The sequence below is a fragment of the Streptomyces sp. NPDC008125 genome (assembly GCF_042957125.1).
Taxonomy (GTDB): Bacteria; Actinomycetota; Actinomycetes; order Streptomycetales; family Streptomycetaceae; genus Streptomyces.
The window spans coordinates 1-2,452 of sequence record NZ_JBIBHR010000057.1 but is presented as its reverse complement, the minus strand read 5'-3'; the positions used below and the strand labels follow the sequence as shown (position 1 = coordinate 2,452).

At 62.6% G+C, this 2,452-nt stretch carries 3 protein-coding genes; 1 reads left to right on the top strand and 2 read right to left on the bottom strand.

Annotation, left to right across the window (positions count from 1 at the left end; genetic code table 11):
* On the top strand, positions 1-473 hold a 473-nt coding region (locus ACFZAX_RS35395), incomplete at its 5' end, for a hypothetical protein (protein ID WP_390967087.1).
* Positions 474-501: 28 nt separating this feature from the next.
* Here the strand turns inward: ACFZAX_RS35395 and ACFZAX_RS35390 are convergent.
* Together ACFZAX_RS35390 and ACFZAX_RS35385 are read right to left on the bottom strand one after the other, a co-directional pair.
* Complete coding sequence (locus tag ACFZAX_RS35390; RefSeq protein WP_390967086.1) at positions 502-909, bottom strand: transposase family protein; 408 nt, start codon at positions 907-909, stop codon at positions 502-504.
* Between the two features lie 270 nt (positions 910-1,179).
* Positions 1,180-2,121: a pentapeptide repeat-containing protein gene (locus tag ACFZAX_RS35385; protein WP_390967084.1), complete on the bottom strand. Its 942-nt coding sequence runs from the start codon at positions 2,119-2,121 to the stop codon at positions 1,180-1,182.
* Positions 2,122-2,452 lie beyond the last annotated feature (331 nt).

Genomic DNA, 2,452 nt, shown 5'->3' with positions numbered 1-2,452 from the left:
AACGACACCCGCCCTTTTCGCCCGTAGGCGCCGAACCCCAGGAACCCGAACATATGCACCGACTGGACGAATACGAACCATGCGACCGCCGCAACGAAGTAGAATTCTCCGCGAGCTTCAGGATCGGGGGAAGCGTGACAAACGAGGACAAAGGGCCTGAGAGTTCAGCACCAGGCGCCTGGGGAGTGTTGGGATTCGCCGTCGGAGCCATCCTCTGGGTCAGGTACGCAAAGGCTATTTCCTGGTGGGACGCAGACCACGTCGCGACTCTGGAGGAGGTGGTGATCACCCTATTCATACTATTCTTCCCAGTTTTCCCGCTTCACGAAATTGGCAAACAGCTGGCACGCGAAGTCGAAAAAGGGCATTCCACCTGGGCTACCTTTTGGGCGACCACCGTAAGCGTCTCGGTGGCCGTATTGGCGCTCCTCGGCGTCACAAGTATTGATGATCTTTCCGCGTTGGGAAGCTAAAGGCGTTACCCCGCCCCATTGAGCATTTTCAGCGTTGCCTCTCCAGGGCGAGGATTGCTCTGGCGGCGACGGTCACGCGGTTGGGGCTGATGCGGGTTCTTCGGAAGATCTGCCAGGACTTCAGTCGTGCCATGCCTCGTTCGACGGGTGCACGGGCTGCGGACAGGGCCCGATTCATGTTCTGTAAGCCCCGTGGCTGCTCGGCCAGCAGCCCGGTGACCGCGGTGACGTAGGCGTGTGCGGTGCCGACCGATATCCCGAAGGCCGAGGCGATACGGGCGACGGTGTCGTGGCGACGCAGGGCCACGAGTGCGATCAGCGCGCGCCGGTGTGGGGGAAGTTTGCACCGGCGGTCACCTTCACGGGCGACGATGAGCGTGGCGACCCACTCGACCAGGGCGTGAGGCAGGTCGAGTGCGGCAGGATAGGAAACCAACAGGGCTCCTGCATTGCTGAGTTGAGACGTCGAACACCTCCTTAACGGCACGGGAGCCTTGTCCGTTGTGCACCCCGATCCCACACGACACCCTCACCCAACAGGTGACCACTCTGAAAACGCCAGTGGTGCGGTTCGGCTCCGGCCGGGCCACCGAGGCGGCCATCAGCCGCTCGGGACGACCGTATGCCGGCCTGCGCGACCGAGCGAGGTCAGCGAGCAGTGCGATCCGGGACGCCGCTGCGACGGCCTTCGCGAGCCCTTCTCTGGTCACGCGCTGGAGGGCTCCGCTTCCAGGACTCTTCGTACGAGCGGGTTCTGTGCCAATTTCGGGGGCAGCTTGGTGGTTCGGTCGAGTCGCGCCTGCAAGAGCATTTTGACGTCGATACGTATGTCTCCCGCGAACGGGTCTTTGCGCAGGTCTGCGCCGCGCAGGTCAGCGCCTTTCAGTACGGCCCCTCTCAAATCTGCGCCACCGAGGTCCGCGCCCCGCAAATCGGCCTCACTCAAATCCGTGCAGGTGAAATTTTCACACTTGGTCACCACGCCCGTCAGGTTCGCCCCGCGTAAGTCTGCACCATTCAATCGGGTTCTATTTACCCATGCGTTATACAGATTGGCATTGCGCAAATCTGCCCCGTCCATGAACGCGCCCCCCAGGAGAGCCATAGTCAGGTCCGCCCCCTTCAGGTTCGCTTCGGGCATGGATGCGCCCTTCATGATCGCGTTGGACAAGTCCGCGCCGCCCAGGTCGATGCCGTCCATTCGCGCACTTTCCAGGTTTGCAGTCCCAAGGACGACCCCACGCATGTAGGCGCCCTCCAGCCACGCTCCCCGCAGGTACACGTATGTGAGATCGATGACCGCGTCGCCCAGCTCACCCTTCCTGTTGCCGTCCTCCATGACGGAAAGTGCGGATTCGATGTCCGCCGGCGCCCGCCACGCGGCGCCCCTTTCCTTCGGCTTCAAGGCGTGTGCCCGAACGTAGGACGAGAGCACGTTCGTGATGGCCGTGCGATCTCCGGGAGAATCCCGCATAATATGCTGGAGTGCATAAATTCCACCAATTCGGATATCCTGGGAGTCTTCTCCGAGATTTCCGACAGCCGAATTATATCGATCGGCTATCTGGCCCTGGCGGGTTATGTCCTGATCGCTGTTCACCTGCCTGATGGAAATCCAGGTGAAAGCGACGACGGCGAGCGTGGCCAAGGAAGCCAGAAGGCTGACACTCCGTTCCAGCCATGAGGCCCATCCTCGGCCGCCGGTTTCCGTCGCACCAGAATCCTGGATGGCCCGGGCGTCGCCGACCCTGATATCCGTGCGGCTCCGTTGCGCTGCCCGACGGCGCTGTCCGACCTGTCGCGCTCCCAGCGGGGGGCGTATGCGCGCGAGCGCCGGCCGCCTTGCTCTGGCTGCGATCCGTCGCAGTTGACTGCCCCGTAACCCTGGGCGCGGTATCTCCCCTGTCATGCAGTCCATTTGACCGCACTCGACGGTCGACCACTCGGCGTTCACAGCATTGGCGACACGAAGAGGGCTC